At 36.1% G+C, this 26,725-nt stretch carries 26 protein-coding genes; 9 read left to right on the top strand and 17 right to left on the bottom strand.

Features of this window, described 5'->3' with window-relative positions:
- Positions 1-54 precede the first annotated feature (54 nt).
- Positions 55-1,029: an ELM1/GtrOC1 family putative glycosyltransferase gene (locus ACWIUX_RS07120; RefSeq protein WP_448590036.1), complete on the bottom strand. Its 975-nt coding sequence runs from the start codon at positions 1,027-1,029 to the stop codon at positions 55-57.
- A gap of 4 nt (positions 1,030-1,033) precedes the next feature.
- A complete protein-coding gene (locus ACWIUX_RS07115; RefSeq protein WP_448590035.1) occupies positions 1,034-2,662 on the bottom strand; it encodes a SpoIVB peptidase S55 domain-containing protein in 1,629 nt (542 codons plus the stop codon).
- A gap of 299 nt (positions 2,663-2,961) precedes the next feature.
- Here ACWIUX_RS07115 and ACWIUX_RS07110 point away from each other — a divergent pair, with 299 nt between their 5' ends.
- From ACWIUX_RS07110 to ACWIUX_RS07080, 7 genes are all read left to right on the top strand, one after another.
- Complete coding sequence (locus ACWIUX_RS07110; protein WP_448590034.1) at positions 2,962-3,390, top strand: universal stress protein; 429 nt, start codon at positions 2,962-2,964, stop codon at positions 3,388-3,390.
- Between the two features lie 43 nt (positions 3,391-3,433).
- Positions 3,434-3,676: a hypothetical protein gene (locus ACWIUX_RS07105; protein WP_448590033.1), complete on the top strand. Its 243-nt coding sequence runs from the start codon at positions 3,434-3,436 to the stop codon at positions 3,674-3,676.
- A gap of 1 nt (position 3,677) precedes the next feature.
- Positions 3,678-4,757: a sulfite exporter TauE/SafE family protein gene (locus ACWIUX_RS07100; protein WP_448590032.1), complete on the top strand. Its 1,080-nt coding sequence runs from the start codon at positions 3,678-3,680 to the stop codon at positions 4,755-4,757.
- A 9-nt stretch (positions 4,758-4,766) separates the two neighbouring features.
- Entirely contained in the window at positions 4,767-5,711 is a 945-nt protein-coding gene (locus ACWIUX_RS07095) for a universal stress protein (protein ID WP_448590031.1), read from the top strand.
- 63 nt (positions 5,712-5,774) lie between these two features.
- The gene (locus tag ACWIUX_RS07090) at positions 5,775-6,683 is read left to right on the top strand and encodes a PhnD/SsuA/transferrin family substrate-binding protein (RefSeq protein ID WP_448590030.1); all 909 of its coding nucleotides are present in this window, start codon (positions 5,775-5,777) and stop codon (positions 6,681-6,683) included.
- Positions 6,667-8,073 carry a HAMP domain-containing protein gene (locus tag ACWIUX_RS07085; RefSeq protein WP_448590029.1) on the top strand — a complete coding sequence of 469 codons (1,407 nt, stop codon included), beginning with the start codon at positions 6,667-6,669 and terminating at the stop codon, positions 8,071-8,073. Before ACWIUX_RS07090 ends, ACWIUX_RS07085 begins: the two co-directional genes overlap by 17 nt.
- On the top strand, positions 8,033-8,728 hold the full coding sequence (locus tag ACWIUX_RS07080) for a response regulator transcription factor (protein ID WP_448590028.1): 696 nt from the start codon (positions 8,033-8,035) through the stop codon (positions 8,726-8,728). Before ACWIUX_RS07085 ends, ACWIUX_RS07080 begins: the two co-directional genes overlap by 41 nt.
- Here ACWIUX_RS07080 and ACWIUX_RS07075 read toward each other — a convergent pair.
- From ACWIUX_RS07075 to ACWIUX_RS07065, 3 genes are all read right to left on the bottom strand, one after another.
- Complete coding sequence (locus tag ACWIUX_RS07075) at positions 8,725-11,391, bottom strand: PAS domain S-box protein (RefSeq protein WP_448590027.1); 2,667 nt, start codon at positions 11,389-11,391, stop codon at positions 8,725-8,727. The genes ACWIUX_RS07080 and ACWIUX_RS07075 overlap by 4 nt on opposite strands.
- 65 nt (positions 11,392-11,456) lie before the next feature.
- On the bottom strand, positions 11,457-11,843 hold the full coding sequence (locus ACWIUX_RS07070; RefSeq protein ID WP_448590026.1) for a thioesterase family protein: 387 nt from the start codon (positions 11,841-11,843) through the stop codon (positions 11,457-11,459).
- A 64-nt stretch (positions 11,844-11,907) separates the two neighbouring features.
- Positions 11,908-13,212: an alpha/beta hydrolase family protein gene (locus ACWIUX_RS07065; protein WP_448590025.1), complete on the bottom strand. Its 1,305-nt coding sequence runs from the start codon at positions 13,210-13,212 to the stop codon at positions 11,908-11,910.
- A gap of 95 nt (positions 13,213-13,307) precedes the next feature.
- On the opposite strand from ACWIUX_RS07065, the gene ACWIUX_RS07060 reads away from it, so the two are divergent.
- Positions 13,308-13,964, top strand: a complete 657-nt coding sequence (locus ACWIUX_RS07060) for an HAD family hydrolase (protein WP_448590024.1) — start codon at positions 13,308-13,310, stop codon at positions 13,962-13,964.
- Between the two features lie 29 nt (positions 13,965-13,993).
- A complete protein-coding gene (locus tag ACWIUX_RS07055; RefSeq protein WP_448590023.1) occupies positions 13,994-14,782 on the top strand; it encodes an enoyl-ACP reductase FabI in 789 nt (262 codons plus the stop codon).
- Between the two features lie 79 nt (positions 14,783-14,861).
- Here the strand turns inward: ACWIUX_RS07055 and ACWIUX_RS07050 are convergent, their stop codons facing one another.
- The 12 genes from ACWIUX_RS07050 to flgL form a co-directional block, all read right to left on the bottom strand.
- Positions 14,862-16,142, bottom strand: a complete 1,281-nt coding sequence (locus ACWIUX_RS07050; protein ID WP_448590022.1) for an ammonium transporter — start codon at positions 16,140-16,142, stop codon at positions 14,862-14,864.
- A gap of 113 nt (positions 16,143-16,255) precedes the next feature.
- On the bottom strand, positions 16,256-17,674 hold the full coding sequence (locus tag ACWIUX_RS07045) for an ammonium transporter (RefSeq protein WP_448590021.1): 1,419 nt from the start codon (positions 17,672-17,674) through the stop codon (positions 16,256-16,258).
- A gap of 18 nt (positions 17,675-17,692) precedes the next feature.
- Complete coding sequence (locus ACWIUX_RS07040) at positions 17,693-18,037, bottom strand: P-II family nitrogen regulator (RefSeq protein ID WP_448590020.1); 345 nt, start codon at positions 18,035-18,037, stop codon at positions 17,693-17,695.
- A gap of 311 nt (positions 18,038-18,348) precedes the next feature.
- The gene (locus ACWIUX_RS07035; protein WP_448590019.1) at positions 18,349-19,590 is read right to left on the bottom strand and encodes a class I SAM-dependent RNA methyltransferase; all 1,242 of its coding nucleotides are present in this window, start codon (positions 19,588-19,590) and stop codon (positions 18,349-18,351) included.
- Positions 19,590-21,617 (bottom strand): flagellar biosynthesis protein FlhA, encoded by a 2,028-nt coding sequence (gene flhA, locus ACWIUX_RS07030; protein WP_448590018.1) that lies wholly within the window; start codon positions 21,615-21,617, stop codon positions 19,590-19,592. Before flhA ends, ACWIUX_RS07035 begins: the two co-directional genes overlap by 1 nt.
- Positions 21,618-22,070 (bottom strand): flagellar export protein FliJ, encoded by a 453-nt coding sequence (locus tag ACWIUX_RS07025; protein ID WP_448590017.1) that lies wholly within the window; start codon positions 22,068-22,070, stop codon positions 21,618-21,620.
- Complete coding sequence (gene fliG, locus ACWIUX_RS07020; protein WP_448590016.1) at positions 22,070-23,077, bottom strand: flagellar motor switch protein FliG; 1,008 nt, start codon at positions 23,075-23,077, stop codon at positions 22,070-22,072. Before fliG ends, ACWIUX_RS07025 begins: the two co-directional genes overlap by 1 nt.
- Positions 23,078-24,625 (bottom strand): flagellar basal-body MS-ring/collar protein FliF, encoded by a 1,548-nt coding sequence (gene fliF, locus ACWIUX_RS07015; RefSeq protein ID WP_448590015.1) that lies wholly within the window; start codon positions 24,623-24,625, stop codon positions 23,078-23,080.
- 4 nt (positions 24,626-24,629) lie between these two features.
- Positions 24,630-24,914, bottom strand: coding sequence for a flagellar hook-basal body complex protein FliE (gene fliE, locus ACWIUX_RS07010; protein WP_448590014.1), 285 nt, complete (start codon positions 24,912-24,914; stop codon positions 24,630-24,632).
- Positions 24,911-25,315, bottom strand: coding sequence for a flagellar basal body rod protein FlgC (gene flgC / locus ACWIUX_RS07005; RefSeq protein ID WP_448590013.1), 405 nt, complete (start codon positions 25,313-25,315; stop codon positions 24,911-24,913). The genes fliE and flgC overlap by 4 nt, the downstream gene beginning before the upstream one ends.
- 75 nt (positions 25,316-25,390) lie before the next feature.
- Entirely contained in the window at positions 25,391-25,813 is a 423-nt protein-coding gene (fliW, locus tag ACWIUX_RS07000) for a flagellar assembly protein FliW (RefSeq protein ID WP_448590012.1), read from the bottom strand.
- Between the two features lie 23 nt (positions 25,814-25,836).
- The gene (gene flgL, locus ACWIUX_RS06995; RefSeq protein ID WP_448590011.1) at positions 25,837-26,712 is read right to left on the bottom strand and encodes a flagellar hook-associated protein FlgL; all 876 of its coding nucleotides are present in this window, start codon (positions 26,710-26,712) and stop codon (positions 25,837-25,839) included.
- Between the last annotated feature and the right edge of the window lie 13 nt (positions 26,713-26,725).

The raw sequence follows: 26,725 nt of genomic DNA, 5'->3' as shown, positions 1-26,725 counted from the left end.
TATGGCAATGTTCCTCTCACCCGCACATAATAACACAAAGATCCTGCTTTTAAATTACACTCTTTTCACAGAAAATAGGCTCTTAACCTTATCAAATAAGATATCGCTATTCTCAAAACATACTCTATCTCTCTTTGTTATGTTGCCCAATTTATCACAATCTATAAATTTTATAAATCCTTGTTTTTCAAGCAATTCAAGTGAAGTGTCAAACTTCAATTTGCCCTTTTCAGGAATTTTGATGCAATAACAAAACAAACCACAATTAATAGCCTCAGTTATCATAGAGATAGAATCAGAAGTAACAATTGCAAAATCAGATACCTCAAAAAAATATCTAAGTGGATTTATCTTGTCCTTACGATAGTAAACACAAAGATCTATCGGATAATTCTTGCTTTCGAGAAGTCTTTCAAAATCCTCTGGGGTTCGTCTAGATGTAGAAAGCAAATATCTGTAATTTTTAAGGTTTTTATTCTCAAACAGTAGTTCTAAACCCCTTATAATTTCAATAGAATTAAATCTATGATGCTTACTATTGCCGCCAATTATGATTGATATCCAAGGACCACTCGATCCAAGTTTTGATTTAAAGTTAATAATCTCTTCCTTTTCCAATTTTTCTTTAAAATATATAGCTCCAAATATACGGTAAACCTTTGGACTATCTTTTGCTTTATCGTGGTAGGGCACTATTATTATGTCAAAGATATCAGGCAAGAGTTTCGGGTAAAATATAGAAATTGTAGGTTTACCAGTAGCAATTTTAAAAAGCGCTAAAAATGGATGAACCCTATTCCCTGTACCAATCGCCCCCATATAATTTCCTGGATCTACTCCGAAAAATTTTATAAATAACTCTTTAGCAGTATCTTTATTAACTATGTGATCAAAAAACCTCAACAGTTCAGTCCTAAAATCAACGAACGGTATGTTTTTTATTTCATAATCCAAACCTACTCCTCTTGCTAAAGATACAGACTGGTTGAAGTGTCCTGGCCGACCTTCTGAGATAATTATAACTTTCAAATATCTATCTCACCTCAAAGGATTTTGTAGCAACACCAGTAATCACCCAAGGAAAGTCTATATATTTCTTATAAACAGCCTCAGGTTTTTCTGCGTCTGAAGGTATTTGTGAAGAGTAAATTTCTACAACTAGTTGATTGTTCTTTGGTTTATCAGTAATGGATTTAATAAGCTGACTAAAGGTTTCAATAACCTCTTCCTTTGGTTTATTTGGAGCATTTTCAGAAGTCTTTGACCTTTGCGAGCTTGATTCGTCGCTTCCTGTTACTATCATAGTATAATTTCCCTTAGGAAGATTCGGATCAATTGAAATCTGTTCTTTATAGATCTCTTCTCTGAATGGCCTTAAAGAAACCTCAAATTTAATTGGCTTAGATTTTTTTACTAAATTGTCCATGTTAATTTTATCAATTTGAGCGCTTTTAATCTTATTTGACATATCTATTTTATAACCAATATACTCAGGAACAACATCTTTCATTGGATTTGTTAATAATTTATATAATATCTCATCTAACTCAAGCACGCTTTTATAAGAGATATCGTCAGGATCAGAATACATATTCTTCCTTTCTATAGTAGTTCCATCAGAAAGTCTTATAGTTATATCAGCCATACTTGAACCACCGTGCTGGCTTAAAAGAGAATCATCAAGGCATTGTAGCACAACCTTCGAGGCATACTTTAAGAGCATATCTTCACTTTCTGGTAATTGAACAAAGAAACTGTGTTCACCATTTGAATTGACATTAACGTCAATTGTTGTAGTAGAGGGTAGAGTTCCCAAATATGCCGCAATACCATAAGTTCTATCTTGTACAACCTTTCCTATCGGAGATATTATAGAGGCTACTTTAAATGGTAATACCTGACTCTTTATAGTATAGTAAGTATAAGCAGAAGACAAAAAATAGTCTACATTTCCAGCATCCGTAGCAGGATGTCCAAATGCTAAAACTTTATCCCCATCAATTTCAGTAAGAGTACCTACAGCTCCAAGTTCTACTGAGCCTCTTGCAAATTGGACGGCAATTGAGGCGCCCGGTTCTGCTTTCCACTGATGAGCTGTTTCAGAAGAAACGTTTGAAACCAAGGGCATTTCCTTTTTCAACATAGATAAAACCCTTCCCGTAAAACCTTTTTCATAATACAAAACACATGGTCTTTCTATCAAAACCCCTTTTTCATCTGTCGGTATTTTAGAAACTGCAGTAAACACCTTGTTATCCAAAACAACTGGTTTCTCGAGTTTGCTTATTTTAGGAGAACTTTTCTCATAACTCCAGAGAGTTCTCATAGCCTCTATTGGTGTAACCAGACCAATATGCGGATCTGCATTTTGAAATGTAGCAGAGATAGCACCGATCAACTTTCCATTGATATAAACAGGACTTCCGCTCATACCCTCAGCAATTCCACCTGTAAAATCAATAGCTGGGCCCCAAACCTTTACTAAATATGATGGATACAAACCAGGATTATCAATTATGCCTATTATTTCTACATTAAAAGTTGAAATCTCAGAACCCTTGATGGTAGTCTTTGCAATACCAAAATCCCCAACTTGAACAGCATAAGCATAAGAATTCATCAATAAAAACAATGTAACAAAAAAAATAGTTAACCTTTTCAAAATTACCTCCCATAATTTAGCTAACATCACAAGATTTAATTATAACCTAATTAATGTCAATACATACCAAACCTGTCTAATTCATAAATCAAATTAAACTCTTTGTTATTGATGAAAAAGTAAGTAATAAACCTACAAAGAGTAGTATAAAAATCCATTACAAATCCTTTCAAATTACCACTACAAAATACTTTATTTTGATGACCAAATAAATTTACTTATTCCGACTTTTTTCTCAGTTATCAATAAGTCAGAATAATATCAAAGATAAAAATTATTAATGAAAGGTGGTAAGTAAAATGACGAGAGAGAAGAATATCTTTGTAGTTCTTAAAGAGAATAGGCAAAATCAAACAAAATTAATCAAAGAAGTAAAAGATTATGTAGCAGCGAATAATGTCAACAAAATTTATTTGTTGAAAGTTATAGATAGGTCTGAAGATCTTGGAGTCTTTAATCCTGAAGCCGAAGAAATTATTGTTACAAGAGCAGAAAATGATATTTCAAAGTTTATGACAAACCTAACTGACGTTGGTTGTCAAGTAGAAGGAATTATAAAGGTTGGATCATACCATGACAGAATTGAAGAATTGGCAAAGAAATATAACCCAGAAGTAATAATAGTTCAAAGCTCCAAATTAAGTGGAATAAAGAGAATCTTCCTTGGAAATTCTATTTCAGATGTCATAAACAACGCACATTGTCCTGTAATTGTAGTTGGCTCTTGAAAAACTTAAAAAATTTATAAATCAATTTTGAGGAGGGAGAAAAATGAAGAAGGAAAATAACAAAAAGATAATACCTCTACTTATGTGGGGTGCTCTTTCATTAAGTTCTTATCTAATGATTTTCCTATTTCAGAATGAGGTTTTATTTTATGCTACAAGAGGTGGATTATTTTCAGTAGTTCCAATACTTTTTGCCTTTTACTTTTCTTTTGTACATGGAGCTTTTGCAAGTTATTTATTACCATTTATTGGCGTTGAAGCCATAATAAAGAAGGAGGCTCACTAAAATGGAAGGAAATTCTATGGGAATTTTGTCAAACTTTATTACACTTGATCCAGCAAATATTCTTTTCCTATTATTTGTCGGCTTTGTTGGAGGATTGGTTAGCGGTTTTATAGGCTCTGGTGGAGCATTTGTTCTTACGCCAGGAATGATGAGCATTGGAGTTCCTGGAACAGTAGCAGTCGCAAGCAATATGTGCCACAAGTTCCCAAAGGCAATGGTTGGAGCATATAAGAGGTGGAAGTACGGTCAGGTAGATATAAAGTTAGGTCTTGTTATGGCCATATCTGCTATTCTCGGAGTTCAAGTAGGAATACAAATTCAAGAAGCAATATTAAAGTCATGGGGAAATGCAGGGTCAAACCTTTATGTGAGCACTATGTTCATAATCGTCTTAACAATAGTCGGTACGTATGTATTTAAGGATGCATTAAATATGGCAAAGTCAAAGAACGCAAAGGAGGAGACTAGTGCTTTAGCAAAGAGGATACAGAGCATAAATATACCCCCAATGATATACTTTGACAAGATAGGGACAAAGATATCCTTCTGGGTTACCTTCCCAATTGGATTTTTCACAGGGCTTCTTGCGGCCACAATAGCGGTAGGAGGATTCATCGGAGTTCCAGGAATGATCTATATACTGGGCACAACTAGCACTGTAGGAACTGCAACAGAGTTGGTAATAGCATTTGTAATGGGATTGGTAGGTTCTGTGAAGTGGGCGATGAGCGGGATGATAGACATCAGACTAACTCTCATAATTCTTGCAGGCTCGCTGATAGGAGTACAAATAGGAGCTGCTGCCACTACATTCGTAAAGCCATATCTTATAAAGTTCGTAATGGGCTTCATAATGATCATGGTTGCAAGCTCAAGGGTACTTGCAGTCCCTCAGTATCTAAGTGAATTAAATATACTACATTTAGAAAAGCAACTTTTAAACGCTCTTGATCAAACTAGTTTTATAATAATGAGTCTAACTCTTCTTGCTGGAGCAATAATAATAGTCTTTAGCATGGTCAGGGGAAAGAGAGAACTAAAGAAGGCAAGTACTATTGCGCAGGTAAAGGTTACCGATTAAAATAGATGTATGTACAAAAAGTTACTAGTTGCATATGACGGTTCACTAAGTAGCAAAAGCGCACTAAAGGAGGCACTAGAAATAAGTGCCTCCTTTGACTCATACATAACTATTATAAGCGTTTTTGATCTACCTACCGAAATATTTGGTTTTACCTCTTTGGAATCAGAAAGGTTCGAATCCGAATTATATACGATGCTTTTAAACGCATTTGAACAGGCAAAAGAGAAAAATAAAATGGTATCCGCCTACTTTGCAACAATTGCAGGAGATAGCGCAACCTATACCAATATTGAATCAAGCGAAAAAATTCAAATACCGAAGAGGGTAAGCTCACCAGATAGCGCAATAGTTGCCTTTTCTGAATTTCTAAAACCAGATCTAATAATTATAGGAACAAGGGGGTACAACAGAGTAATAAACGTTGGCAGCGTTACAGTAGGCGTAATAAGAGATGCACCCTGTGATGTCTTAACAATTAAGACATACAAGGAAGGCAGATTTGAAGAGAAGTACAAAAATATTCTGATTGCATTTGACGGTTCCGAAACCTCCATAAACGCATTAAAGAGAACTATAAACATAGCAAAAAGGTTTAATTGGGAACTTACCGCAATTCACGTATATCCGCTTCTTACAGAAATAAATCTTTTTTCAAGCGTTCACACAAGAGAGGTTCTACTCCAAACATCAAAACATATTCTTGAAAGAGCTAGAGAAATAGCTTATAAAGAAGGCTACCCTATTTATACACACTCGGGGGGATTTGGAGATCCAGCAGAGTATATCGTTAATTATGCTACAGAAGAAAATTATGATTTAGTGGTTCTCGGAACACAAAATCCAAGTGCTGTAAAAAAGGTTTTAATAGGAAGCATTGCCTATAGAATTATTTCAGAAGCTGATTTTCCTGTTTATTGTATCCCAGTAAAAAGCCAAAAAAGAAAAATATAACAAAGCATGAAATACAAAAATAAAATAAAAGAAAATTTTTTGAGCCAGAAAGATATTTTTTTTATGATATTTTTAATAATTTTTTTGTTTGCTACCGGTGCTCTTTTGATCATAAACATCAACTTCTTTCCTAGTCCTTCTTTAAATTTGGATTTAACAAAAAAATCTATCCTTCTACCTACTGAAAACGAATCAAACACGGTAAGCATAGTTATATCTTCTACCTTACCTATTGAGGAAGTCACCTTAATTTACAAGCCACTCATCACATATCTCTCAAAAGCAACAGACAAACATATTATCCTGTTTACAAGAAAAACCTACTCTGAAGCCTTAGATGCAATGCTTGCAGGTGATGCACAAATTGGCATAGTAGGTTCAGGAGCCTTCTATGTAGACAAAAATAAATTAGATTTGCTTGCTGTACCAATGATAAACAACAAAACTTTTTACAAATCATACGTAATAGCTATAAAGGATGATATAAAAAATTTATTTGATTTGAAGGAAAAGGCAATAGCCTTTACTGATCCATATTCCTTTGCAGGTTATATAGTATTAGAAAATTATCTTAAAAAAAATGGCCTAAATTTAGATTTTTTTTCTAAACATTTTTTTACATTTAGTATCAACTCCTCAATTGAAGCTCTTAAAGAGGGGCTAGCCGATGCGATCACGATTGATAGTAATACATACGAACAAATAAAGGAGAGAAACCCTGATATATCCAATGCGTTACACATAGTATGGGAATCCCCAATAGAAATTCCAAATCCACCAGTAATAGCAATAAAGAATATGGATTACAAAACAAAACTTCAATTTCAAAAACTTTTTCTAGACATGGACAAAAGCGTAGAAGGCAGAAAGGTTCTAAATATATTAGGCTACGATAAATATGTAGAGGTAAGTAGCAACTTCTTCGAACCAATTTCAGAATGGTTAGGAAAAGACAATGAAAATAAGTTTTAAAATTGCAATATCTGTGATACTACCATCGCTCATCTGCACACTTGCACTTTTGCTCTTTATGAAATATGCCTTAACTCAAAACTTGCTTGAAAATCTAAATAAGAGAATGCAAAGTACCTGTTCAGATTTCGAGTATGCAATTATTGATAGCATTGCAACAAATAACAGTATTGAAGCCAACAAAATTTTAAAAAATATTAAGCAACAGAATAAAGAAATAGCCTATATATACATTCAGAGACCTTTTGGCAGAATTCTTGCATCTACCTTTGAAGATGGATTTCCAACAGAACTACTCAACCTGAAAGGCTCAAATGAAAAGGTTGTTAGAGCATTCAAAACCAAAGAAGGAACTATATATGACCTAAACTATCCACTACTAGGAGGTAGCTTTGGAACAATACACATAGGATACACTCATACCCTAATAGAAGAACGAATCAACAACTTTATTCTTCAATCCCTGCTTTTTAGTTTTATAGTGGTTGTCCTTTCTTTAATGTTTTTCCTCTTTTTGACTCAATCAATAGTTAAAAACATTAACAAACTAATTTACCTTGCAAAAAGGGTATCTGTTGGAGATTTTAATGTAAGAGTAGATATAAGATCTAAAGACGAACTTGAACACCTTGCACAATCATTAAATTCTATGGCAAATGACCTGAAGATTCACAAAATTGAAAGGTTAAAGATGGAAGAGAGGTTAAAAAAGGAAGAAGAAGAAAAAAAGAGAAAAGAACTTCTTAGAAGAGAGATATCTTCCTTAGAAAAAGAGAGAAAGAGGATATCTATGGAAATACACGATGGCGTTATGCAAACTCTTGCATCAGGCCAGATCAACCTTTTTCACGTAATAAACAGTGAAAGGATTCCAGAGGATCTTCGAGAAAGATTAAAAATTTCATACAACATATTTAAGGATGCCACAAACGACTTAAGAAATCTCACTATAAACCTTAGACCCCGAATCTTAGAAGAGGTTGGACTAAAAAGGTCTATAGAGATATTGCTCGAAAGAGCTCATCAAAGCAATAATCTCGATGTAGAATTGGTTTATGAAATAGAATCAAAACTTCAGGACTTCTTAGAATTATCTTTATTTAGAATAGTTCAGGAAGCCATAAATAACGTTATAAAACACTCTAAAGCAAGCTTTGTAAGTGTCACTATGAAGGAAATTGATGATAGAATAGAATTGATAGTTGAAGATAACGGGTCGGGCTTTGAAATAAATTATGAAGACAAAAAATATATAAATAGCTTTGGACTAATAGATATGAAAGAAAGAGCAGAGAGCCTTGGAGGTTCGCTTATCATCGAAAGAAAAGGGGAAGGTGGTACGAGAATTTATGCAAACATCCCATTCAAAAAAGAAGATACTAATAGTTGACGATCACGCTCTTTTAAGAGAGGGAATAAAGTTCCTAATAAGTCAATCTGGCGAAAACTTTGAGATTGTTGGAGAAACCCCAAGTGCAACCCAAGCCCTTAATTTAGTAAAAAATCTAAAACCTGACATTGTAATATTAGATCTTTCTCTATCAGACGGAAGCGGTTTAGATATAATTGGGCCAATAAAAAAGATTTCTCCAAACACCAAGATATTAGTATTAAGTATGTATCAGGACGAATCTGTAATAGTCCAAACTCTAAAGGAGGGGGCATCAGGTTTTATTCCAAAAAGCGAAGTATCAGAAGAGTGTATTCAAGCACTTAAAATTATTTCTGACAGCGAAGATCTTTACGTGCCTGCATCATATTCAAGGGTGGTGTTAAAAGGATTTCTTTCTGACAACAGCTCTAAAACGCTAAGCTCAAGAGAAGACCAAGTACTAAGGCTACTAGCACTCGGATATAGCGCTAAAGAGATAGCCCAAACTCTTCAGATAAGCCCTAAAACAGTTCAAACATATAGACAAAGAATCACTACAAAGTTGGATCTTAGAAGAAGATCGGACATTGTAAGGTATGCCATCTCAAAAGGACTCCTCAAGGAAGAGGAGATAAAGGGAATAGTTTTCCCTAAAGACGATGAATTGATCTAAATTTTTCTCAAAACCCCAGTTGCCCCTTTAAATATGTTGTTCTCATATTTTGCCAAAAGATTAGCCTCGAACAATATATATTCGTCTTTATAATTTCTAATACTCATCTTAAAAACATACCTTTTTCTTTCCCCTCTTAGAATTGACATAAACAAAAGAGTAAGATCTTCTTTTTCATCAGGTGATGAGAGATCAGCAAAGAATTTATTAAGTAATTCTTTAGGCTGAATATTGGTATAATCAAATATCCTATCGCTTATAAAGCTAAATCTACCAGAATAATCCAGTTCGAAAACCACGTCTCTAAGCAATTGTATAAGTTCTAAGTACTTCTCCTTACCTTTTTCAACAAGATCATAAGCAGTCTTTAATTCAGTAATGTCGTAACTTAAACTTATTATGCCTTGAAATTCTCTTTTTTCATCGAAAATTGGTACCTTTTGTGTAAGCACGATTACAACATCGCCGTTTAGTTTTCGAAATTCTTCTTCCTGAAAGTGCGCCATACCAAGTTTTATTGCAGACCTGTCCAACTCAATATTCCTTTCAGCCTCATCTTTGTTATAGATCTCATAATCTGTATGACCAATAATTCTTCTTCTATCCATCCCTAATAGATTGCAAAAGTTATTGTTTACAAATACATATATGCCATCTTTGTTTTTGTAATATATGTATCCTGGTAAATTCTCAAGAAGAACGTTTAGCTCCATTTGCTTTTGAATAAAGGCATCCTCGATTTTTTTCCTTTCTGTTATATCTCTGCAAACAACAAAAATCAACTTTTTTGAATCTTTAATTATTGAAGTTGTTTTCACATCTAAGGTCCTTACACCCCCATTGATATCAATTGCCCTAATTTCAAACGAAAACCTTTTGATACCTTCATTTTGAGCTCTTTCAATAAGAGATTTAGCATATTCTCTATCTTCAAAATAGACAAAATCGATAATCTGTCTATTGTAAAGTTCATCCTCTTTGTACCCAAAAAGTCTGAAAAGTTCACCGTTTGCCCTGATAATTTTATATTCTGAATCAAGAACTAACACAATATCGTTTATGTTATTGAATAAAAGACTGTATTCTTCTTCCCGTTCTTTGAGAGCCCTGTGAAGGCGCTCCCTGTCTGTAACGTCAGAAAACGTCAAAAGAATAAAATCTTCTTTATAATCGGAAATCTTTTTTGCCTTTCCTTCAAAGACAATTTGCGCGCCACTTTTGGTTTTAACGTAAAATTTAAACGCAAAAATAGAATCTTTCTCTGCTAAAATAACCTTTTCAAGTAATACTCTGAATTTATCCCTTTCATCCTTTTCCAAAAAGTTTAGAAAGTTTTTTGCTTCGATGTCGTTTTTATCAGAAAATAACATGGCCATAGAGTCATTTTCAAAAAGTATTTCTCCGTTTTCATCTATAACGACTATCATATCACTTGAAGAGTCAAGAAGAAGCCTAAAATACTTCTCACTGTCAGAAAGTTTCTCATATTCGCGTCTTTTTTGAATCAAAACGATCACAAGCAATCCAATTACCAACGATAGTAAAAGGGCAACTATAGAAAAGTAAATTATAACTCTTGCATGCCTTTCAAAAAAGTTCTCGTGATGATTTATTATCTTACTATCAGGAGGCAACTGATATCTTTTTATATTAAATCTTTTAAGCAAATTCTCATCAAAAGCAGGGTAGTTTGACTCAGAGCTACTTAAAATCTTAGAATCCTCCCAGCCAGAGCCGTTTTCAGAAAGATATTTATATGCCATCTTGCCCACAATCTTTCCCTGTTCAGTGCCGCTTGTAATTATTCCTCCAATTATTCCATAACCCAGTTGGTAATCAAATGTTCCAAAAATTGGCAATTTAACTTCTTGAGACAGTTTACCCAGGGGGGCAGATCCTATCAGATCGCTACCGTATCTATCCACACTATGAGTTACTAGATCTAACACCAGGGTATCATTAGGTTCTGAGTTGACTTTGTTGACTAACTTGTCAAGCTCATCTGAAACGAAATACTCGCTCAAAACTCCCTTGTGCGAGAGAAAAAAATTATCAAATTGCTTTTTGAAATATGTTGCTGCACCTTTATCAGTAATGCCCAAAATCTTTTTTGTTTTAGGAAAAAGCTTTAGCATTAGAGAAAGGGTTTGTCCTACATCCTCTTCTTCCTTTACTCCGTAAACTCTATCGGGAATAAATCCCTTTACATCAGTTTCATAGGTGTTTACGCCGCAAAAAAATATTGGAGGGTTGCCAAATTGATCTCTTTTCTCGAGCGCGAATAAAAAAGCAGGGTCATCTGTAGCAACTATTGCATCAAATTTTTGTCCCTTATACTTATTAAATAAAAAATTTGAAAAATCTTCAAGATAACTTTTTGAGTAAAACCTCTTTGCGTCCATATTTTCAATAAATATCTGGGGAGATGGAGACTTATCTTCTAACTCTGACAAAATTCCTCTTTGTTCCTCAGCAGTCCAGATATAATCAGGGCTATAGGAATTAAGTATCAAAACCCTTTTAGCTGATAGGCCTTGAGAGTAGGCGCTCGAATGAGTTAGGATTACAAAGAAGAGCAAAAAAAGTAAAAATCTTTTAAATATTTCAAAGCAGTGGCTTAGCTTCTTAAAAGAAGAAATCTTATGAATGAGATAAGAATTCACTTTATCCACCGCTCCATTCCCTTTAAGGTTAGTATATCATTACATGAAATTGCACTATCAGTAAATCACTTCTTTTTGGACACCGCCTTTTCCATAAACCTGTTGAAATTTACAATAAATCTCTCGTGAGTTCCTCTTGCAATTATTTCCTTCTCATCTTGTGCCAAAACCTCAAACGTTAATTTTCTGCCATCAACCTTAACGAGTTTTGCACTCGCTAAAACCTTCATCCCTACAGGCGTAGGCGCAATATGTTCAATACAGATCCTTGTTCCAACAGAGGTCTCATCTCCAGTTAGTTCATTTTTAATTGCCTCTACAGCGGCGCCTTCCATCAAACTTACAACTCTTGGGGTAGAGAGCACATTAACCAATCCGCTACCATAAAAGGCTGCTGTATCCTTTTCCTCAACTACAATCTCAATTTTTGCATTTAATCCAACTTCTATCATAAATTCCCCCTAATTAAAATTTAAAAACAATTATTAGCATTATACAGTAATAATAATTATTTGCCTAACCGACAATTTTGTTCAAGTGATACTCTAACCAGTTAAATATGACTCCCTGTGCGAATCCAAGAGCTCCAACTTGAGAACCCTCTTCTGCACCTTCGCTGGCAGTCATATTAATCATCTCTCTTGGACACTCGAGCAGATCGTAGAATTTCTTAGACTCTCCCTTAAAGAAAAATGTATTGGTAGAATTCACAACCAGAGTTGGACAGTTGATATTGGATATAATATTTTTTAAGTTATAAGGCTTTGTCTTCAAGAAAAAGTCGGCAATAGTAGGGGCGTTAAATGCCCACATACCGTGGTGAACTGCCCATCTAAAGGTGATATTGTCCTTTAGCGCTTCGGCCATAGCCTTATTAAAAGCAGCCTTATCGGTTTCAAGTAAATTTTTTGCAACTGGTGGCAAAAGTGAAGTTAAGGAACTATAATAATCAAAAACTCCTCCATCAGCTACCAGTAAAGCGATCCTGCTATCAAAAGCACACGCCCTTGGTGCAAAATATCCACCTAAGTCTACACCAAACATTGCTATCTTTTTAAGATTTACGTCTTTTCTGGTAACAATATAGTTTATGATAGGTTTACTTACCTTTTCAAAATCTGGTCTAAAGTAAAGCCCTTGAAGTATGAGTGCCCTTCCCTGGCCAGGCCCGTCAAAAGCCACGAAGTTAAACCCTCTTTTTATAGCGCCAAAACCCCAATCCATAACAAGTTCTTCTGCATTGGAATCAAAACCGCCAACCATTACAATAGTAGGCCTTGGAGTCTGATCGTTCGATGCCTTTACAAAATAAAGCGGTATAGTAGTATCCTGATATTGGATTTCTACAGATTCAATTTTTGGGTCAAAAAGGGAGGCAGCCTTAACAAAAGAAGACCTGCTTTTAGCATATGTATCAAAAATTCTTGGGTCTTTTGGGTTGGCACCAAGAAAAAATCCTGAAGTTCTAAGGTAGTTAGAAGCCCTTAGATAAGACTCCCTTGCACTTACCAAAAAGCCTTCCGAGTAATACTCCTCTGCAAGGGAGTATAGTCTATCCCCTTGAGCCTTCCAACCTTCAAACCAACTATTTGTATCACCATCCTTGATGCTCTTAATTGCTAGGAAGCACTCCTTAATGTCAGCGCAGGAAGAATAAGTCTTTGAAAGCGCTCTAAGTGCTTGATAAGAAAATTCTTTATTGGCAAAGAGTTCACTTCCTTGTAATGAACCGTTAACCTGCGCAAATGCAAGATCGTTAAAGGATTCAAAGTTAAGAAGCGCGCCTAAAGCCAGGATACCTAAAAAATCTCTCCTGTTCAAGGGAACCTCCTTAGATGTAGTAAAATATTATGTTATTGTTTCATTATAATGTCAAATAAAGCTATTTTACAAGTAGATTTCGGAGGTAATGCGATATGAAGTATACAATAATGTGGGATTTTGACGGCACAATTGCCGATACTACCGAACTAATAATAGAATCTTATCAAGAAACTTTTAAACACTTTTTTGGATTTGAATTTCCAAAAGAAAAGATCTTAAGCGTGTTTTCCCTTCCAATGAGAGAGAGCTTTATAGCTCTTGGTTTTGAAAATGATATTATAGACAAATTACTTGATTATTATAGGCAATATCATGAATCTGTCTTTGCCTATAGAATAAAGGCCTACCCTGGCGCAAGAGAGATAATTGAAGAACTTGCAAGAGAGGGAGTAGTACAGGCAATTGTAACCTCAAGGAGACGCCGCACCACGTATGAAGGAATAAAATATATTGGTATTTCGGATTTTATTCAAGAAGTGGTCTGTAGCGAAGACGTAGTAAACACAAAACCTGATCCTGAACCCATTGAAAAGGTATTAAAAAAAACAAATTCAAATAAAAAGACGTCTTTTATGGTTGGAGATAGTCAATATGATCAGATAGCTGCAAAACGAGCCAACGTAAAATTTTTAGGAGCCCTTTGGGGACCGAGACCAGAAAATTTATATCAAGATTCGGACTCCTTTTTAATAAAAAGCTTTAAAGAAGTTAAAGATTTCGTTTTTTGTTATAATGATAAAATTCAATGATTTTTAAATAAAATAAGAGGAGGTATAAAGTGGGCATATTAGAAGGTAAAAAAGCACTTATATTTGGGCTTGCAAATGACAAGAGCATTGCATGGGGTATTTCAAAAGCATGTAAAAATGAAGGTGCCCAAATTGCTTTAACTTATTTACCAATAATGGAAAAAAGGATCATGCCACTTGCTGAAGCGCTTAATGCAAAAATTGTCTTACCATGTGATGTAAACAAAGACGAGGACCTTAAGGCGGTTTTTAATTCAATAAAAAATGACTGGGGTTCAATTGACATATTGGTGCACTCGGTGGCATATGCACCCAAAGAAGAATTTGAAGAAGGATTGTTACAGACATCTAGAGAAGGATTCAAAATAGCTATGGAAACAAGTTGTTATTCGCTAATAGCTATGTGCAACACATTTTATCCTCTTATGGAAGGCCGTGAAGCTTCAGTTATAACAATGACATATTATGGAGCAGAAAAGGTAGTACCTCATTATAATATAATGGCCGTGTGTAAGGCTGCACTTGAAGCTTCTGTCAGATTTCTAGCCTACGATCTTGGCCCCAAAAAGATTAGGATAAATGCAATATCAGCTGGACCAATTAAAACCCTTGCAGCCTTTGGTATAAAGGGTTTTAGCGAACTACTAAAACACAACGAACAAAATTCTCCGCTTATGAGAACAGTAACGATCGAAGACGTAGGAAACCTTGCTTCCTTTCTAGCATCAGATAGATCAAGAAATATTACAGGAGAAACAATTTATGTGGATGCCGGATACCACGTTATGGGAACCCCCAGGGCTCCAGAGGATTTATAAAAGGGGTTAATCTGTGATCTATGAAGCCTAGAAGCCTAAACCATTCATAGATCACAGATGGCAAATTCAATATCCAACATTAAAATTCATATGCTGATTCCTCGTGTTCGCTTTCATCAAGACCCTTTATTTCAGAATCCCTTGAAACCCTTAATCCATAAAATCTTTTGATAATTAGGCCAATTAAAAAAGTTGCCGTAAAGCAATAAATTATAGCTACAGATACCCCGATTAGCTGAGAAACAAGTTGATGTGTTCCACCATAGAAAAGCCCTTTTGCCCCATTTATTACTGGATTAGCAAACAATCCCAGCGCAATAGTTCCCCATGTTCCTGAAATCCCATGAATCCCAAATACGTCAAGACTATCGTCATATTTGAAACTAGGCTTTACATATGAAACTGCAACATAGCAAAGGCAAGAGGATACTACCCCAATAACAAAGGCACTCGAAATATTTACATACCCCACAGCTGGAGTAATAGCCCCTAATCCTGCAATAGATCCCGATATTGCTCCTAAAACGGTTGCCTTCTTATCCTTTATTAGATCTATTATCATCCAGGTCAAAAGACCAGTAGCGGCAGCCATATTTGTATTTACAAAGGCATCAACTGCCAACTGTCCAGAGGAAAGTGCACTTCCTGCATTGAAACCAAACCAACCAAACCATAAAAGCCCTGCACCAATAACTGAGTAACCCAATTGATGAGGTAAGATCCTCATATCTTTTCTACTGCCAAGAAGTAGACACATTGCAAGTGCTGAGACTCCAGCGCTAATGTGAACCACAATACCGCCGGCAAAATCTAACACTCCCAATTTGGCAAGCCATCCTCCTCCCCATACCCAGTGAGCAAGAGGAATGTAAACAAAGGTAATCCATAAAACTGTAAACATTATCCAGCTCTTAAACTTTATTCTCTCTACAAGTGCACCAGAAATAAGAGAAACGGTGATAGCTGCAAATGTCATCTGATAAACTGCAAAAAGTATTGTAGGTATCGAACCAGAAAGAGATGTAACGTGAGAGAAAAAAACGTCTGAGAATCTACCAATTATTCCAAAAACATCTTTACCAAAAGCTAGCGGAAAACCAAAAGCAAACCATATAACCGAAACAATTGCGTATGAAACTATAGACATTAGCATCGTGTTAAGAGCACTTAATTTTTTAACCAGGCCGCTATAAAAAAGAATTAGCCCGGGAAATGTCATAAGCATTACGAGTGCCGTTGAAACCATCATCCAGGCAGTATCAGCCTTATTGATAGAATTTAATTCCTGAGCAAGAGCTGGACGTGTGGACAAAATAGCAATGAATAAAAAATAAAGCAAGATGCAAAAACCTTTTTTCAAGTTCTTCAACTCCTTTACAATTTTTTTGAAAACACAGAGCAAAGGCAACCCTTCTTAGGGGTTACCTTTGCTTTTTTGGATTAACTTTTTAAAAACTTATTTTCTAAAAAAGGCTATAAACCATAAGCGCTTTCCTCATGAAGGCTAGCGTCGAGACCCTTAATCTCATCTTCAGGTTTTACTCTTAGGCCTATGATCATATCTATAAGCTTGCCAATAATTAAAGTCATTACGAAACAATAACCTCCTGTAGCAATTATAGCCAGAGCCTGTATACCAACCTGAGATGGATTACCAAATATGAGGCCAGTTCCAGCGCTGTTAATCCAAGGACAAGCAAATATACCTGTTGCAAGAGCACCCCAAATTCCAGAAATGCCGTGAACGCCAAAAACGTCAAGAGAATCGTCATATTTGAAAAATGGTTTTACATATGACACAGCTAAAAATGAGAGTACCGATGCACCAACTCCTATAGCAAGTGCTCCTCCTATATTTACAAATCCAGCTGCAGGAGTAATCGCAACCAAACCAGCTACCGCGCCAGATATAGCGCCAAGAGCTGTGGCTCTGTGATCTTTTATAACATCTAAAACCATCCATGTTAAAAGCGCCATTGCAGTAGCAGTATTTGTGTTAATAAATGCCGCACCTGCTAATTGTCCTGAGGTAAGAGCGCTTCCCGCGTTAAATCCAAACCAACCAAACCATAAAAGCCCTGCACCAATTATAGATATACCAAGTTGATGAGGCATAAGTCTTGTGTCCTTCCTTTTTCCAAGGAGCAGTGCCAGTGCGAGACCAGCTAAACCTGCATTTATGTGTACAACAGTACCGCCAGCAAAATCAAGAGCTCCAAGCTTCATAAGCCATCCTCCTCCCCATACCCAGTGGGCAATAGGAAGGTAAACAACAGTTGACCATATAAGAGCAAACAGCATCCAAGAAGAAAATTTCATCCTCTCAACCACAGAACCAGATATAAGAGCTACGGTAATAGCCGCAAATGTCATCTGAAAGGCCGCAAATACACTTGTAGGTATTGTCCCTGTAAGGAAGTTTGTTTCAACTATATTGTAGAAAAATGGGCTAACAAATTGTCCAATTATACCGCCTACATCATTGCCAAACGCCAGTGGATATCCAAAAACAAACCATGTTACAGAAACTAAGGCATAGGCGCCAACTGACATCAACATCGTATTTAACGCACTGCTCTTCTTTACCAGGCCACCGTAAAACAGCGCAAGACCAGGCATAGTCATAAGCATTACGAGTGCTGTAGAAACCATCATCCAGGCAGTATCAGCACCATTAAGTTCAGGAGTAGGTGTAGCATCATCTGCATAGCTAACAGAACCAATACTTTGAATAATGACTAGCAAAAGAAGAAAATATCCTGTAAGTAGAATATATCTTAGATAAGGTGAAAGTGTTTTAAATAGCGGATTTGATTTCATGTTAAAAACTCTTATTATTAGTATTAAAGACATTATAAAAATAGACGATAAGCCTTCAGGAACTCCGAACATATTTTTCCTCCTTAAATTTTATAGTGCCTCTCTTCCTTCTTCAGCAGTTCTTATCCTAACAACATTTTCCATCGGAAGAACAAATATCTTGCCGTCACCGACATCACCAGTTTTTGCAGTCTCTCTGATAATTTCTATTACCTTGTCTAAATATTCTTCTTCTACTGCAATCTCAAGCTTTATTTTCTCTACGAAGTCAACAACGTATTCAGAGCCACGATATCTCTCCTTGTGGCCACGTTGCCTTCCGAAACCTCTAATCTCAGAGACGCTCATACCCTTAACAAATCCTGACTCCATAAGCGCCTCTTTGATCTCGTCTAACTTGTAAGGACGAATAATCGCAATTATGTACTTAAACAAATTAAGAACCCCCTTTCAAAATTTTTTGTAAAAATTGGTTTTTGGATGCGAAAGAAAGCAGAAATAAATTTGTGTTTTGTGATGTGATCGACAAAAATAACAGATCTCGCATACAAAAAAGGGCTGGAAAAAGGAAAAAATAGGAGATAGAAAAAGAATTTTAAACGCTTCCCTCTTTAGAGGAACGCCATTGTTCCTGAAGTAGGAAAATCCTATCATCTTTTACTATGTCTGTCAAGCTATTGTTTCAACGCAGGCATCTCATAGTAACGCGAGCATCTTGCTCGCGAAATGCTTTTTTGCTTTTGCACTTATCTCTCGAGAAAAACTAAAGTTTCTGTATGAACGGTATTAGGATAAAAATCAAACCCGTAAATCTTTTTTATAGTATATCTTTTGAGCAAAATAGATAAATCCCTGCCAAGAGTAATAGGATTACACGAAAGGTAGACAATCTTTCCTGGCAAAGCTTTTAATATCTTCTCTAAGAGCATTTTTCCAACGCCAGCCCTTGGCGGATCAAGGATAATAACATCAGATTCTTTCAAAACATCCTCACTAACTCGTTCAGATTCAGAAAGGATTGACAAGGCGTTTCTTGCACCAAGTGCTTTTATATTTTTCAATGAATAAAGATATGAATTTCTAAAGGACTCTACTAATACAATTTTGTCAGCTAAATCTCTAAGGCTCAATCCTATGGATCCAACCCCAGAATACAGATCTACTATCTTCCGAGCACCATTAATCTCACTTCTAACGATCTCTAATACCTTAGAAAATAGATCAATATTATTTTGGAAGAAACAATCATAACCATACCTTATCTGAGCACCTAAAAGATCTTGTTCTATAAATTCCCGGCCATATATCTGCTTATCATCCCCAGCAATAACAACAAGACCAACTAGGTTTTCTACTTTAGGCAAAATGATTTTGTCTATTTTACAATTTAAGTAAATTATTCCTAATACTTCGCCATTTTTCCCCTTTCTAAAAATAAATCTGTCAAAAACCTTCTTATCTATATTTAAAGAATTAATGAAATCTAAAAGTTTATACGCAACTCGATTTACCTTATCTTCTATCAGCGCACACCCACGTTCAAGAGGAACAAGTTCTTTACTTCCCCTTTTATAAAAGGCATATCGTAAATTTTTGTCACTATCCTCTAACTTATATTCGATTTTTGTCCTGTAACCATATATGCTGTTTGCCCTATAGAAAAAATCAAGTTTAATATCTCTTTTAACAGTTTGAAATATAGCCTCTTCAGTTATACTTTTCTTCAATTCTAACTGATAATCATAATTTATAGTTTGCCATGGTGAGCAATTTAAGTAATGGCTTTCTTTCGGTGGAATTCTAAATTTAGATGGTTTAATTACACTTACAAGTTCTGCTTCAATATAATCCTTCTTTTCATTAACAAACTTTACTTCAGCAATCTCTTTTGGCAAAACACCATAACAGAACACAACCTTGCCAGAAATTTTTCCAAGAGTTTTACCAGAACTTACTACCTTTTCAAACCTTACAGGTTTTACGTCCACTATTTCCGAACAGTAGCAATAACTTTGAGTTTTACATTTGGATCTAATTCTTCAAAAGACATAATTGGTATTCTAGGTAGCGCTCTTAAGGTAAGCGCTCTGATATGAGGTCTTATTCTAGATGTAGTCAATACAACGAATCTCTTGCCCTGAGAGAGAGCCTCCTGAACTGATGATGTAATATTATTCACGATAATTTGTGCAAATTGGTTATCCAAAACCTTATTTTCCGTCAAACTAGAATAGATTTCGCTCTCAAGATTTGCGTCTATAACAATTGCGCTTATTTCTCCTGGTGCATCCTCATACATTTGGGTAATTGCTTTCCCCAACCTCTTTCTAACTGCTTCAGTAAGCGTAGTAACATCTCTTAACTGTCTAGCATTATCAGCCAAAGCCTCAAAGATCGTTACCATATCCCTAATAGACACGCCTTCACTTAGCAGCGCGTGTAAAACCTTTTGAACATCGCCAATTGAGAGCAATTCTGGAATTACCTCTTCAACAAGAACAGGATGAGTTGCTTTCAAATTTTCAATAAGAACTGATGTCTCTTGTCTACCAAGAATTGAAACAGCATTGGATTTTATTACCTCTGTCATATGGGTTACAATTACTGAAGAGGGATCTACCACAGTGTAACCTGACAATTCAGCAGCCTCTTTCTGTTCTAAATCTATCCAAACTGCATTAAGACCAAAAACTGGCTCTTTCACCTTTATTCCGCTTATTGTAATCTCCTGACCTGCTGGAGGCATGGCAAGCAGTTTATTCGGATAGGCATCTCCAAAAGCTACAACATTACCTCTTATTTTAATTTGATACCTAGTAGAATTAAGCTGTAAGTTATCTCTCACTCTAATTGGTGGAATTATAAACCCCATTTCCTCTGAAAGCTTTCTCCTAGTAAGAGCAAGTCTGTGAAGTATGCCTTCGCCCCTACCTACATCTGCTAATTGAACCAAAGAATATCCCATCTCTAATTCCAAAGTCTCAACCTTAAGTATTGATGGATCAATCTCTACAGGTGGCAAAGTAACGGGAACTTCCACCTTCGTTTTCTCAACGGCCTCCTCTTCTTTTCTAGCCCTTTGTATAAAATAATAACCAACAAAACCAAAAAGGACTGCAAGTATAAAAAATGGTATCTTTGGCAAACCTGGAATCATTCCCATTATTAGCATTATTAAAGCTGCAAAAAGTATTGCAGATGGCTGTGCTACCATTTGCGTAAATGTATCAGTTCCCAAACCGTCTTTGCTCGACGCCCTTGTGATTATTATCCCCGTTGAGGTGGACAAAAGAAGAGCTGGAATTTGAGAAACAAGACCTTCTCCCACCGTCAAAAGTGTATAAGTGCTAAGTGCCTGACCAATATTCATATTATGTTGTACTATGCCTATTATAAAACCGCCTATTATGTTGATAAACATAATCACGATAGCTGATATTGCATCACCCCTCACAAACTTTGATGCACCGTCCATACTGCCATAGAAATCTGCCTCTCTTTGAATATTCTTTCTTCTCTCTCTTGCCTGCTCTTCGTTGATCAATCCAGCATTTAGATCTGCATCTATTCCCATCTGTTTTCCTGGCATAGAATCAAGAGTAAATCTAGCTGCAACTTCTGCTGTACGCGTTGCCCCACTTGTTATAACCAGATACTGAATAACTATAAGTATTAGAAATATGATAAGGCCAACTACATAATTGCCGCCAACCACAAATGTTCCAAAGGAATTAATTACTTCTCCAGCAAACGCATGTAAGAGTATCAGCCTAGTAGCCGCTATCTCTAAGGAAATCCTAAATATTGTCATTATCAAGATAAGTGTTGGAAAAACAGAAAAATCTAAGGGAGTTTTAACACTAAGCGTTACCATAAGCGTCACAATTGAAAGTGAAATATTAAGAGAAAGCAAAATATCCATCAAAGTTGGGGGTAAAGGAATCATCATAATTCCTAAAATTAGCATAATCAAACCAGCCAGAACAGTTTCAGTTCGTGAAAAGATTGCGCTCATTTAGGTTATTTTCCGCTTTAATTCACGAATATTGCTTGAAGCTTCATCAATATTTGATTGATCCTCTTTGAAAAGTTTTTTCAAGTAAAGCCTAAGGTGTTGATCTCTAATTTTTTCCATAACCTTTCTTTTTATGTCTTTTTCCAAAAAATCAGCTTTATCTTCTTTTGCCTTTAAATAAGCTGAATACAACTCATCCCTTTTCCCCTTGAGTAGCCCCTCTAATATGTAGACGTTATTTAACAAGGTGTTAATTTTATCTACGCTTGAACCGTTCTCCAAAGCAACGTTTAGTTCATTTCTAGCATTCAAAACCCTTTTAAACATGAGCTTATATTCCTTTTCTTTGTGCATAAATTCCTGCAAAGAAGTTGAAAAGGCATTAAGAGAGACATCCCTTTCTAGTTCTCTAAGTTTTTTCAATCTCTCAAATCTAAATGCAAACTTCTTCATTAGTAAATAATCTCATCTTCTCCGCCACGTGATATAACTATTGTGCCTGCCTCTTCTAGCCTTCTGATTATGGCTACTATCTTTCCTTGAGCTTCTTCAACCTGCTTTAGTCTAACAGGCCCCATGTATTCTAGCTCTTCTTTTAACATTTGCGCAGCCCTTTGAGAAAGATTTTTTAATATTCTCTCCTTTACTTCTTCAGAGCTACCCTTTAAAGCAATGCTAAGATCCTTAGAATCAACCTCTCTTAACACTATCTGAATTGAGCGATCATCAAGGTTTACTATATCATCAAACGTAAACATCAGTTTTCTCACGTTTTCAGCCAATTCTGGATCCTTCTCATCTAATGCCTCCAGGACTGATTTTTCGACAGCTCTACCCGATCTTGATAAAATCTGAGCCAAAGTCTGAACTCCACCTACTTCTGTAAAATCTTGGCTAACAATAGTGGAAAGCTTTCTTTCTAAAACGCTTTCGACCTCTCGTATAATATCTGGAGAAGTTCTATCCATTGTTGCCAATCTAAAAGATACATCTGCTTGAATAGCTGGAGGCAGTTCACTCAAGATTGTCCCAGCCTGTTCTGGCTTTAAGTGAGCAAGAACAAGAGCGATAGTTTGCGGGTGTTCGTTTTGTAAAAAATTCAAAAGTTGTCTTGCATCAGCTTTTCTTGCAATTTCAAATGGTCTTACCTGAAGAGAAGAAGAAAGTCTAGTTAAAATTTCTTGAGCCTTTTCAGGGCCAAATGCCTTTTCCAAAAGTTCCTTTGCATAATTTACTCCCCCTCTTGACGCAGCTTCTCTAGCATACATAGTTTGAAAAGCTTCCTCTAAAACTTCGTCTACTTCACTAGTATCTATTTTCCCTAACCCAGCTATTTCAAGAGTTAATAGCTCAACATCTTCATCAGAAAGGTGCTTCAATACATTAGCCGCTTCATTTGGTCCTAATTGCAAGAGCAAAGCAGCAGCTTTCTGCCTATTTGTAAAACGCTGTCCTTTCATTTAATCCTCTCTTAACCAGGTTTTAATAAGATTAGCAACTTCAGATGGCTTTTCTTTGGCAAGCCTCTCTACCTCATCCCTCGCCTTCTTTCTTGCTAGCTCTTCCGGAGTAAGCGGTTTTTCATGTATTATACCCTCAGCACCTACAGTTGCGTCAAGAATTTGCGCAACTGGTTTTTCCTGGCTCTTTTTTATGGAAGCTATAGTCCTTCTTATAAATATAAAAGCTATTATAGCACCAATAAAAAGCGCAACCCACATAGCAATGCTCTTTATCATGTCTATCATTTGAGCTTGCTGCATAGCCTGTATCTCTTTTTGCTGATAAGTTCTATCAAACGGTATCGCCTGAACGTCCACGCTATCTCCCCTTTGAGGCAGTATGCCCGCAGCATTAGCTACTGCCGTATCCAATGCCTGAAGGTTTACAGTTTGTGGTGTACCATCAACGATTACCGAGACGGTTAACCTTTTAATATCTCCTGCAGGATTTTTTATCATCTCTTCCTGCTGATTTATCTCATAATTTGTAATTTCTTTTGTCTTTCTGCTTGATGAATAGGAAGTTGGAGGTGGGGTTTGATATGAAGGTATACCCTGAGGGACTGATGTTGAAGGGGCTTGAGAGGTGGTATTTTGAGTCTTTGATGTATCAGTAGTAATTTCACTAGATCTAACAATACCGTTTTGCCCCACTACAGGAGAATATGTAACCTTTTTAACCTCTGAGGAAGCGAGATTCAATTCTACCGATACCCTAACAACTGACTTCCCAGGACCAAGCATTGTATCTAGCATAGTCTGGATCTTCCTTTGAAGTTCGCTCTCATACTTCCTCTTCATATCAAATTCCCTTTGGGAAAGACCAGACTTATTAAAAGAGAGGTTAGCTGAAAGAAGCTCGCCCCTTGTATCCATAATAGTTACGTTTTCTGGTTTTAATCCCTCAACAGCTCTAGAAACTAAAAAGGCTATCGCTTCAGTTTCTTTCTCGGAAATACTTTGTCCAGGCTTTAGACTCAACATAACTGAAGCGGTAGCTGGTATATCTTGGGAAACAAAGACTTCTTTTTTTGGCAATACTATGTGTACCCTTGCTCCCTCTACACCATTTATCTGGGAAATAGTTCTCGCAAGCTCTCCTTGAAGCGCTCTAATATAATCAATCCTTTGGGTAAAATCTGTTGTAAATAAATTATTTTTGTCAAAAATCTCAAAACCTACGCCCGACCCCTCTGGAAGCCCTTGAGCAGCCATAGATAACCTTAATTCATAGACCTTATCCTTTGGCACCAAAATAGTAGTGCCCGAATCCTTTAACTCAAACGGGATCTTTTGTTCTTTAAGCTTTGCTACAATAGCGGCGCCATCAGCTGGAGACAAATTAGTAAAAAGCGGCGCCATCTGAGGTCTAAAGAGAAACAAAGATAGAAAAATAACTAAAATAAAGGCAAATGATACCCCTGATAAAAGCAAAAAACGCTTTCCTGGAGAAAGCGCAAGAAATCGATCGCGCAGTTCAAAAAATAGAGTGCGAATCCTATCCATGATTTTATGTAATTATTCTAGATAGATCCTGATATGCTCCTATAAGTTCATTTCTCAAGCTCATTAAAAGTTGCATGGAGAGAACAGCATCTTCTTGTTTTATAAGAGCCGTAGGAAGATCAATTTGACCTGCCGCAAGCTGCTCTGCAGCATGATCGCCTTCTTTAAGAGACGTGTTTACGTTCCCTAAAAAATCCAGTAGGGCATCTTTGAAGCTTGATGTAGGCTTCGCTTGATTGCTCAGGCTGATAGGATTAAGATTTGAGTTAATGGGCTCTATAGGTTTCATTTCAGTTGATCCAAAGTCTGACCTATCATAGATTTTGTAGCACTTATAACGTTCAGGTCCGCCTCATAAGAGCGAGAAGCGTTGATCAAAGAAACCATCTCTCTAATAGGATTTACATTTGGATACTCTACATATCCGTCAGCGTTTGCCTCTGGATTTCCAGGATCGTATACCATCCTCGGTGGAGAATTATCGCTTACAATTCCAGCTACCTTTACTCCGAGAAATTTACCATCATCGCCAAGTGATTCCTGCAATTCAACTATTTGTCTCTTAAAAATCTGTCCTTGATTATCTTTAACAGTACTATATGCATTAGCTAAGTTATTTGCAGCTACATCCATTTTAAGCCTTTGTGCTGTCAAACCTGATCCAGCTATCTCCAGCGTTCTCAAAAACACACCGAACCACTCCTTCTAAAGGGATCACAATCATCTAACATTATACACAAAAAAAATTAATTTGCTCAACACAAACTATTTACTGCTTTTTGTAAATGAGAAAAGCGGTTCTTCAGTAGAGTAAGATGACTTATCCAATATTATTTGGATGCCAATTTTATTTTTCTTATTAATAACAAGCGGGGCAAGAAGGTTAACAGTAGAATCCTCTACAGGGTTTTTCATATTTACTATGCAAAGGACTATTGCGTCCTCTTCTTTTTCAAGGTTTATTGCATCAGCATCGAACTTTTCAATCACCACATCATAATTTTTAAATACGCTAAAGGCATCAACAACTATAAACCTCAAATTAGAAGAGATCTCCTGAAAAAAGGCTAATGGAGATGACTTATCGGGAATTATTATCTTAAAAATCTTTTCCCCCTCAAAGCCGTATACCCCCCTTGGGAATCTTATATCTGAAATCTCATTGTATATTCCAATTTCTCTTTGCACGACAACCTCTTTCTATGTTTTAATTACTGCAAATAATTTACAAGCGATTGGGGAAGTATTTGAGCTCCTACCTTCAACGCTGCCTGATAAGCAGTCCGACGAGTTGCATAATCAGTTGCCACAGTTGGAAAATCTATATCCTGATAACTGGAAAGGATAGAATTATAATTCGTAAGCGCATTTGAATAATAATTAGCCAAATATTGCATCATATTTTGTCTGGAACCAACAATTGATTGCAAATCGTTTACTGTGTCAATAGCACTTTTAATGTCGGCAATAGTATTTGATATGGTTTCCTGATTTCCCGATTTAAGAGCTAACTCGAGATTATCAAGAGCTTTAAAAATGGGCAACAATTGAGTTCCATCTATATTTACTGTAGCAGTCGCTCCAGGTTCTACCGAATATTGTATTGAAGCTGCATCTCCAGAATAAACCACGTTGCCGTTTGAATCCAAAGAAAATGGTGGGTTTGAACTTTTTGAACCTGCAAAAATATACGTATTCCCCACAGAAGTATTTGCTACAGAAAGAAGAGACTGTTTTAGCGCCTCTACGCTTTTCTGCAAAGAGGTTAAGGAATCCGAATTTGTAACATTTGCACCTTGCAAAGCAATAGTGTTTGCATTGTTTAGGATTGTAGATATTGAGTTAAGAGCAGAATCAGTTGAATTTAAGATAGATTGGCCTGCAGTAATATTATTTTGGTAATCATTTATTTTGTTAATCTTTTCTTTAAAATTCATAATATAATTATTTGAAACAGGATTATCCTGAGGAAGCTGAATCGCATTTCCAGAAGATAACTCGTAAGAATCTTTTGCTATAGAAGTAAGCTGATTGTTCAAATCAAAATTGAACTGATTAATCATCATATTCATAGTTACCCTAGCCATTTTTCATCCTCCA

Source organism: Thermodesulfobium sp. (assembly GCF_053498235.1).
This window is presented reverse-complemented; position numbering and strand designations above follow the sequence as displayed.

Bases quoted from the DNA above. Each gene is read 5' to 3' on its own strand.
- ACWIUX_RS07110 (WP_448590034.1), top strand. From the start codon at position 2,962: ATGACGAGAGAGAAGAATATCTTTGTAGTTCTTAAAGAGAATAGGCAA.
- ACWIUX_RS07105 (WP_448590033.1), top strand. From the start codon at position 3,434: ATGAAGAAGGAAAATAACAAAAAGATAATACCTCTACTTATGTGGGGT.
- ACWIUX_RS07100 (WP_448590032.1), top strand. From the start codon at position 3,678: ATGGAAGGAAATTCTATGGGAATTTTGTCAAACTTTATTACACTTGAT.
- ACWIUX_RS07095 (WP_448590031.1), top strand. From the start codon at position 4,767: ATGTACAAAAAGTTACTAGTTGCATATGACGGTTCACTAAGTAGCAAA.
- ACWIUX_RS07090 (WP_448590030.1), top strand. From the start codon at position 5,775: ATGATATTTTTAATAATTTTTTTGTTTGCTACCGGTGCTCTTTTGATC.
- ACWIUX_RS07085 (WP_448590029.1), top strand. From the start codon at position 6,667: ATGAAAATAAGTTTTAAAATTGCAATATCTGTGATACTACCATCGCTC.
- ACWIUX_RS07080 (WP_448590028.1), top strand. From the start codon at position 8,033: ATGCAAACATCCCATTCAAAAAAGAAGATACTAATAGTTGACGATCAC.
- ACWIUX_RS07070 (WP_448590026.1), bottom strand. From the start codon at position 11,843: ATGATAGAAGTTGGATTAAATGCAAAAATTGAGATTGTAGTTGAGGAA.
- ACWIUX_RS07060 (WP_448590024.1), top strand. From the start codon at position 13,308: ATGAAGTATACAATAATGTGGGATTTTGACGGCACAATTGCCGATACT.
- ACWIUX_RS07045 (WP_448590021.1), bottom strand. From the start codon at position 17,674: ATGTTCGGAGTTCCTGAAGGCTTATCGTCTATTTTTATAATGTCTTTA.
- flhA (WP_448590018.1), bottom strand. From the start codon at position 21,617: ATGAGCGCAATCTTTTCACGAACTGAAACTGTTCTGGCTGGTTTGATT.
- ACWIUX_RS07025 (WP_448590017.1), bottom strand. From the start codon at position 22,070: ATGAAGAAGTTTGCATTTAGATTTGAGAGATTGAAAAAACTTAGAGAA.
- fliG (WP_448590016.1), bottom strand. From the start codon at position 23,077: ATGAAAGGACAGCGTTTTACAAATAGGCAGAAAGCTGCTGCTTTGCTC.
- fliF (WP_448590015.1), bottom strand. From the start codon at position 24,625: ATGGATAGGATTCGCACTCTATTTTTTGAACTGCGCGATCGATTTCTT.
- fliE (WP_448590014.1), bottom strand. From the start codon at position 24,914: ATGAAACCTATAGAGCCCATTAACTCAAATCTTAATCCTATCAGCCTG.
- flgL (WP_448590011.1), bottom strand. From the start codon at position 26,712: ATGGCTAGGGTAACTATGAATATGATGATTAATCAGTTCAATTTTGAT.